This window comes from Serratia quinivorans (assembly GCF_052113645.1).
Classification (GTDB): domain Bacteria; phylum Pseudomonadota; class Gammaproteobacteria; order Enterobacterales; family Enterobacteriaceae; genus Serratia; species Serratia quinivorans_B.
Genome location: NZ_JBIEIU010000033.1, coordinates 1 through 7,137 on the forward strand (window position 1 = coordinate 1; position 7,137 = coordinate 7,137).

The window sequence follows — 7,137 nt, forward strand, 5'->3', positions numbered from 1 at the left end:
AACAGGTCGCCACAAGTGATTGATTTTTATATTCAACGCTTTATTGACCTAGCGCAATGAAACCCCCACTTTACCCCTTTAGGGGGATTATATACCCCCGGCGCTCCTCTTATCTTACCCCCGACTTTAGCGGGGTTTTATGCTTTTCGGCCAGATGAAACCCGCGACTGCATCAACAATAACAATACAAAAACAGGTTTCATTTACACGGCGATGCCGTGTTTGCAATGTCGAGGAAAAACAGCATGACCGTATTGTCGCGACGCAAACTGCTCGGAGGACAATGGCGTCAGCCAACCGCTGCGATCCGTCCCCCGTGGTCGCGGCAAGGATCCCTTTTTATTACCGCTTGCACTCGCTGCCAGGCCTGCGTTCACGCCTGCGAAACCGGCGTGCTCATCAGCGGCAGCGGCGGTTTTCCCGAAATTGATTTCCAACGCGCGGAATGCACGTTTTGCGGGCGTTGCGCGCAGGCCTGCGCGGAACCGGTGTTTCGTCCACTGACGGAAACCCCCTGGCGGCAGCATGCGGTGTTCGGCAGTGCCTGCCTGGCGCAGCGGGGCGTGGAGTGCCGCAGTTGCCAGGACAGTTGCGAAACTCAGGCGATCCGCTTTCGGCCCCGTTTGGGCGAAATGGCGCAGCCGATGCTGGATACGGCGGCCTGCAACGGCTGTGGTGCCTGCGTCGCCGGTTGCCCGTCTGGCGCCGTCACCCTAACCCAGAGCGAAAATAATGATGAATAACGAATGGCATGTCAGCGGACTGGTCGTGCAGGCGCGCCCGGAAAAAATTTCACAACTCGTCCCGGCCTTGCTGGCGATCGCGGACACGGAAATTCCAGCGCAGGATCAGCAGCACGGCAAGCTGGTGGTCGTGATGCAAGCGGCCAGTTCTCAGGGGCTGCTGGAAAAAATTGAGTCGGTACGCAATCTGGACGGCGTGCTGGCGGTATCGCTGGTTTATCACCAGCAGGACACTCAAGGTGAGGTAACGCCATGAAACTCAGTCGTCGAGACTTCATGAAAGCTAATGCTGCGGTAGCCGCTGCGGCCGCCGCCGGGCTGACTATTCCCACAGTGGCACAGGCGGTGGCAGGCAGTGCTGACGCCATCAAATGGGACAAGGCCCCTTGCCGTTTCTGCGGCACCGGCTGCGGGGTGCTGGTGGGCACCCAAAACGGCCGTATCGTTGCCTCGCAAGGCGATCCGGACGCGGCGGTCAACCGCGGGTTGAGCTGCATCAAAGGCTATTTCCTGCCAAAAATCATGTACGGGAAAGACCGTCTGACTCAGCCTCTGCTGCGCATGAAAGACGGCCAGTACCATAAAGAAGGCGAGTTCACGCACGTCAGCTGGCAGCAAGCTTTCGACATCATGGCCGACAAGTTCAAGCAGGCTTTGAAAGAGAAGGGCCCAGAGGCGGTTGGCATGTTCGGCTCCGGCCAGTGGACGGTGTGGGAAGGCTATGCCGCCGCCAAGCTGCTTAAAGCCGGGCTGCGCTCCAACAACCTGGATCCGAATGCGCGCCACTGTATGGCGTCAGCGGTGGTGGGCTTTATGCGCACCTTCGGCATGGACGAACCTATGGGCTGCTATGACGATATCGAGCAGGCCGACGCCTTCGTGCTGTGGGGCTCCAACATGGCGGAGATGCACCCGATCCTGTGGTCGCGCATTACCGACCGCCGCCTGAGCAATGATCGGGTTAACGTTTCGGTGTTGTCCACCTTCGAGCATCGCAGCTTCGAACTGGCGGACAACGGCATGGTGTTCACGCCGCAGACCGATTTGGCAATCATGAACTACATCGCCAATTACATCATTCAAAACAACGCGGTGGATCAGGAGTTCCTGAATCGGCACGTCAACTTCCGCCGTGGGGCGACGGATATCGGCTATGGCCTGCGTCCGACCCACCCGCTGGAGAAAAAGGCCAAAAACCCGGGCAGCGATGCCTCCGAGCCGATGAGCTTCGAAGAGTACAAGGCCTTCGTGGCGGAATACACGCTGGAAAAAACGGCGCAGATGAGCGGCGTGCCGGAAGACCAACTGGAAGCGCTGGCCAAACTCTATGCCGATCCGAACATCAAGGTGGTGTCGTATTGGACCATGGGCTTCAACCAGCATACGCGCGGCGTGTGGGCCAATAACCTGTGTTACAACCTGCATCTGCTGACCGGCAAGATTTCCAAACCGGGCTGCGGGCCGTTCTCCCTGACCGGTCAGCCTTCCGCCTGCGGCACGGCGCGCGAGGTGGGCACCTTCGCTCACCGTCTGCCGGCCGACATGGTGGTCACCAACGAAAAGCACCGTCAAATCGCCGAGCAAAAATGGCAACTGCCGGCCGGCACCATTCCGGCCAAGGTCGGGCTGCATGCGGTGGCCCAGGATCGTGCACTGAAAGACGGCACCCTGAATGCCTACTGGGTGATGTGCAACAACAACATGCAGGCCGGGCCGAACATCAATGAAGAAAGGATGCCGGGCTGGCGTGACGCGCGCAACTTCGTGGTGGTTTCCGATCCCTATCCGACCGTCAGCGCACTGGCGGCCGATCTGATCCTGCCGACGGCCATGTGGGTGGAGAAAGAGGGCGCTTATGGCAATGCGGAGCGTCGTACTCAGTTCTGGCGTCAGCAGGTGAAAGCGCCGGGCGAGGCGAAATCCGATCTGTGGCAACTGGTGGAGTTCTCCAAACGCTTCAAGGTTGAGGAAGTGTGGCCGGCCGATCTGCTGGCGCAAAAGCCGGAATATCGCGGCAAAACGCTGTATGACGTGCTGTTCGCCAACGGCGAGGTCAATAAGTACCCGCTGTCGGAAATCCCGGCGGACCAGTTGAACGATGAGGCGCGGGAAGTCGGTTTCTATCTGCAGAAAGGGTTATTTGAGGAGTATGCCGGTTTCGGGCGTGGCCACGGTCACGATCTGGCGGCGTTCGACAGCTACCACCAGGAGCGTGGTCTGCGCTGGCCGGTGGTGGACGGTAAAGAGACGCTGTGGCGCTACCGGGAAGGGACGGATCCGTACGTGAAAGCGGGCGAAGAGGTACGCTTCTACGGCAAACCGGACGGCAAGGCGGTGATCTTTGCGCTGCCGTTCGAACCGGCGGCGGAAAGCCCGGATAACGAATATGACCTTTGGTTATCCACCGGCCGCGTACTGGAGCATTGGCACACCGGTACGATGACCCGACGGGTGCCGGAATTACATCGTGCCTTCCCGCAGGCGGTGCTGTTTATCCATCCGCTGGACGCCAAAAGCCGTGGCCTGCGTCGTGGCGATAAGGTCAAGGTGCTGTCGCGTCGCGGTGAGGTGATCAGCGCTGTTGAAACCCGTGGCCGCAACCGCCCACCGCGGGGGCTGGTGTTCATGCCGTTCTTCGATGCGGCGCAGTTGGTGAACAACCTGACGCTGGACGCCACCGATCCGCTTTCTAAAGAAGTCGACTTCAAGAAATGCGCGGTGAAGTTGGAAAAAGTGTGAGGCTGACGAATTGCCAATGAAGACCCCCTTTAATGACCCAGGAGCCAAATAAAATGAAAAGCCCTGTTGTGAAAAAGACGCTTGCCCTGTGGGTGACCTTATTGTCGCTGGCGTTCGCCGGCCTGGCGTTTGCCGCGGGTGATGTTGATCTCAGTAAGTCCCCGGAAGTGTCCGCCACCGTTGGCGGGCCAATATCGATGCCGAAACAGCAGGAACGGATGGCGCTGAACTACGTTAATCAGCCGCCGATGATCCCGCACAGCGTTGACGGTTACCAGATCAGCAAAAACACCAACCGCTGTCTGCAGTGCCATGGGGTGGAACATTACCGTACCACCGGCGCACCGCGCATCAGCCCGACCCACTTTATGGATCGGGACGGCAAGGTGCTGAGCGATGTCGCGCCACGCCGCTATTTCTGCCTGCAGTGCCACGTACCGCAAACCGACGCGGCGCCGATTGTCGGCAATGATTTCCAGCCCATGCCGGGCTTTGGGCGCTAAGCGGGGGAGCTATGAGCGAACGTAAACACACTACGACCGAGAAAAAGCCCGGCCTGCTGTTGCGGGTATGGCGCTGGTGGCGCCGACCAAGCCGCCTGGCGTTGGGCACGCTGTTGCTGCTGGGCTTTGGCGCCGGGATCATCTTCTGGGGCGGTTTCAATACCGGCATGGAGGCGGCGAATACCGAGCAGTTCTGTATCGGCTGTCATGAAATGCGCGAAAACGTTTATGAGGAGTACATGGGCACCGTGCATTACAACAACCGCAGCGGCGTGCGTGCGACCTGCCCGGATTGCCATGTGCCGCATGAATGGGCACCAAAAATGTTGCGTAAGCTGAAGGCCAGCAAGGAGCTGTATGCCAAGGCATTCGGCCTGATCGATACGCCGCAGAAATTTGACCAGCACCGGCTGGCGATGGCGAACAACGAATGGGCGCGCATGAAGGCCAACGATTCGCAAGAGTGTCGTAACTGCCATAATTTTGACTATATGGACTTCACCGCGCAAAAAACCGTGGCGGCGAAGATGCACGACAAGGCCATTACCGAAGGCAAGACCTGCATCGACTGCCACAAGGGCATCGCCCATAAGCTGCCGGATATGCGCGACGTTCCTAAGGGGTTCTAACCCTTTTGCTGTAAAAAGCCCCGTTGTTCTTCATGAGCGACGGGGTTTTTTGTTGCAAATCCATTGCCCCTTCGGTGCTGAATCGCGGTATCATTTTTACGTTTCAGCTAACGGAAAAGAAGAAGGGTTCATGTCAGCGAAAATTGAGAATGTGAAGAAAGAGCTGTTGTCGGATAACTGGTATGTGCTGCACAAATATACTTTTGATCTCAAGCGTAAGGATGGCGGTTCCGTTCAGCAGATGCGTGAAGTTTACGATCGCGGCAATGGCGCGACCATTTTGCTGTATAACCGCGCCAAGGGGACTGTGGTGCTGACCAATCAGTTCCGTATGCCAACCTACGTTAATGGCAACGACAGCGGCATGCTGTTGGAGGCCTGCGCCGGGTTGCTGGATGCCGATTCTCCGGAGCAATGCGCACGCCGCGAAGCGGTGGAAGAAACCGGTTTTCAGGTCGGTGACGTTAAGAAGATTTTCGAAGCCTATATGTCGCCGGGTGGCGTGACCGAGATCGTGCATTTCTTTATCGCTGAATACCATGACGACGAACGCAATGCGGCCGGTGGCGGTATCGAAGATGAAGATATTGAAGTGGTGGAGCTGCCCTTTAGCGAAGCGGTGGCGATGATGGCCGACGGACGTATCAAAGACGGCAAAACCATTATGCTGCTGCAATACCTGCAAATTCACCGGATTATGGGCTGAGGCAGGCTGATCATCTCGCCGGCGAACGGCGAGATGAATACCATGTTCGTTAGCCGTGCTTGCGGGCGTTAGGCGGATCGGTCGGGGTTTTTTGTGGCATTGTCGGCATGTACAATGAGTGGCAGAGCCGGTTATGGTTTAATTGCTTGCTTCTCCTCAGCTCGCCTGGCGTAGTTTTTAACTGTTTCTTGAATATCCGGGTAAAAACCTGCTGAGAATCAAAACCATAGTCCAGTGCGATATCCATGATTTTTCTGTCGGTGAATCTCAGTGCGATCGCCGCCTCGGTGACTCGCCGCATTCTGATATATTGGGCAATCGTCAGTCCGGCATGCAATTTGAAAAGCCGTTGAATATGAAATCGGCTGTAGCCGGATTTCTTGGCAATGGTCTTTATATCCAACTCTGCGCCTAAATTGTTTTCTATCCATTTAAGCATGTCATTAATAAAAATCTGCATATTAATTGCCATGGAAAACTCCTTTTATCGCATAGGCTTTCTGGGACGCTCATACTCTGTTGTGTGGGTGAATGGCCTCTGATTTATAAAAAGAATGCTGACGGCGTATGGGGTGAACTCCCGGCTTCATGCGTGGCGATAAGGAAAGATACCGTCGAATAGGACATCAATTTCATTAGGGGTTAACAACGATGAAATATCGGCGCCGTTGACATACCAATAGGACAGCGAGTGGAAGTTGTTCTCTTTAAACAGGGTGTCTAACGTGCTGGTGGCAAGGGTTATCGGCACATAAACCAGGTTGTTTTTTATCATGGCGTGCAGCTTATGCTGCCCCAAAATCAAACCCAGTTTGAACGTATAGTGAATGATGGCGTCTGCATTGACGCAGAGCAGGCGCTGCAGGTTAATCACCATAATGTTATGCGAGATAACCTTCACGATAACGGCGTTTTTCGTCTCTTCATCCCAGATTAAAATGTCTCCATCCGCCAGCGTGCTGTTGGGCGGCATAAACACGGCCAGCCTCAGCCCATCATGGGTGGATTGCTGATGACACTCTTTTTGCAACTGTGCCGAATCCAGGATGAGATAATCTGGAGAGGTTCCACGGATCTTGTCTTGCCACTCTTTGCTCTGATTTATGTTTCCAAGTGTTTCGCTGATAATAATCATGGTGTCTCCATCATGTTGGATTTAAATATCCATGTGTAATGGCCTTGGGTGTTTATAAATGCGGGAGGAAACATTTTTTATCTTGTGTTTTTTATTTTATCCTTCTGGGGTTTTAAAATAGGAATGAAAATTACACGCTATATTAGCATCGTTCAATCTATTAATTTTTATCTTTTGATCGGTTAAATCTATCGGTTGTATCGATCGAAAAATAAATATCAATAGTCTCGAACTATTGTATTTTGTTGATTTTATTTATAACACAATGATTATATTGAATGTTTTGTTTTGGTTATTTAAATGTGTTCAACCTGATCCCGGGTTCTCCTCCTCATTGGTTATATGGGGTGTTTATCAATATGCATTTTTGCAATAAAAATAATGGCATTAAAAATCAATAAATGTCTCCATAACTGATTTCTTAATAAAACTATCGCGGGGGTTATTTTATTTCCATTATATCTTTATGATGGTTTTCGGCCCGTTTTAAATAAAACTAAAGAATAAGCTACCTGATTATGGTTAGTTCATTGAGGGGCGGGGAGAATAGGGGAGAGGGTTTCTGGCTGAATTAAAAAGCCCGGCAAGGTGCCGGGCTGATGGGCGTCACCCTCTCCCAAAGGAGAGGGAATGACTATTTCAGCAGTGCCTGCGCCTTGGCCACCACGTTATCCACGGTGAA

The 7,137-nt window shown here is 54.1% G+C and carries 8 protein-coding genes; 6 read left to right on the plus strand and 2 right to left on the minus strand.

Annotated elements, in window-relative coordinates; genetic code table 11:
• The first annotated feature begins 245 nt into the window (after nt 1–245).
• The 6 genes from napF (at nt 246) to nudK (ending at nt 5,320) form a co-directional block, all read left to right on the plus strand.
• A complete protein-coding gene (napF, locus tag ACGS9J_RS26750; protein WP_442233571.1) occupies nt 246–743 on the plus strand; it encodes a ferredoxin-type protein NapF in 498 nt (165 codons plus the stop codon).
• The gene (gene napD / locus ACGS9J_RS26755) at nt 733–999 is read left to right on the plus strand and encodes a chaperone NapD (protein ID WP_442233572.1); all 267 of its coding nucleotides are present in this window, start codon (nt 733–735) and stop codon (nt 997–999) included. Before napF ends, napD begins: the two co-directional genes overlap by 11 nt.
• A complete protein-coding gene (napA, locus tag ACGS9J_RS26760) occupies nt 996–3,482 on the plus strand; it encodes a nitrate reductase catalytic subunit NapA (protein WP_442233573.1) in 2,487 nt (828 codons plus the stop codon). The genes napD and napA overlap by 4 nt, the downstream gene beginning before the upstream one ends.
• Nucleotides 3,483–3,535: 53 nt before the next feature.
• Entirely contained in the window at nt 3,536–3,985 is a 450-nt protein-coding gene (napB, locus tag ACGS9J_RS26765) for a nitrate reductase cytochrome c-type subunit (protein ID WP_442233574.1), read from the plus strand.
• Between the two features lie 11 nt (nt 3,986–3,996).
• Nucleotides 3,997–4,614: a cytochrome c-type protein NapC gene (gene napC, locus ACGS9J_RS26770; RefSeq protein WP_442233575.1), complete on the plus strand. Its 618-nt coding sequence runs from the start codon at nt 3,997–3,999 to the stop codon at nt 4,612–4,614.
• A 130-nt stretch (nt 4,615–4,744) separates the two neighbouring features.
• Entirely contained in the window at nt 4,745–5,320 is a 576-nt protein-coding gene (nudK, locus tag ACGS9J_RS26775) for a GDP-mannose pyrophosphatase NudK (RefSeq protein ID WP_442233576.1), read from the plus strand.
• Between the two features lie 49 nt (nt 5,321–5,369).
• Here the strand turns inward: nudK and ACGS9J_RS26780 are convergent, their stop codons facing one another.
• Together ACGS9J_RS26780 and ureE are read right to left on the minus strand one after the other, a co-directional pair.
• Nucleotides 5,370–5,792 (minus strand): helix-turn-helix domain-containing protein, encoded by a 423-nt coding sequence (locus ACGS9J_RS26780; RefSeq protein WP_442233577.1) that lies wholly within the window; start codon nt 5,790–5,792, stop codon nt 5,370–5,372.
• 114 nt (nt 5,793–5,906) lie between these two features.
• A complete protein-coding gene (gene ureE, locus ACGS9J_RS26785; protein ID WP_442233578.1) occupies nt 5,907–6,455 on the minus strand; it encodes an urease accessory protein UreE in 549 nt (182 codons plus the stop codon).
• Nucleotides 6,456–7,137: the final 682 nt, after the last annotated feature.

Coding starts and splice junctions, on each gene's coding strand:
- napF (WP_442233571.1), top strand. CDS start 246: ATGACCGTATTGTCGCGACGCAAACTGCTCGGAGGACAATGGCGTCAG.
- napD (WP_442233572.1), top strand. CDS start 733: ATGATGAATAACGAATGGCATGTCAGCGGACTGGTCGTGCAGGCGCGC.
- napA (WP_442233573.1), top strand. CDS start 996: ATGAAACTCAGTCGTCGAGACTTCATGAAAGCTAATGCTGCGGTAGCC.
- napB (WP_442233574.1), top strand. CDS start 3,536: ATGAAAAGCCCTGTTGTGAAAAAGACGCTTGCCCTGTGGGTGACCTTA.
- napC (WP_442233575.1), top strand. CDS start 3,997: ATGAGCGAACGTAAACACACTACGACCGAGAAAAAGCCCGGCCTGCTG.
- nudK (WP_442233576.1), top strand. CDS start 4,745: ATGTCAGCGAAAATTGAGAATGTGAAGAAAGAGCTGTTGTCGGATAAC.
- ACGS9J_RS26780 (WP_442233577.1), bottom strand. CDS start 5,792: ATGGCAATTAATATGCAGATTTTTATTAATGACATGCTTAAATGGATA.
- ureE (WP_442233578.1), bottom strand. CDS start 6,455: ATGATTATTATCAGCGAAACACTTGGAAACATAAATCAGAGCAAAGAG.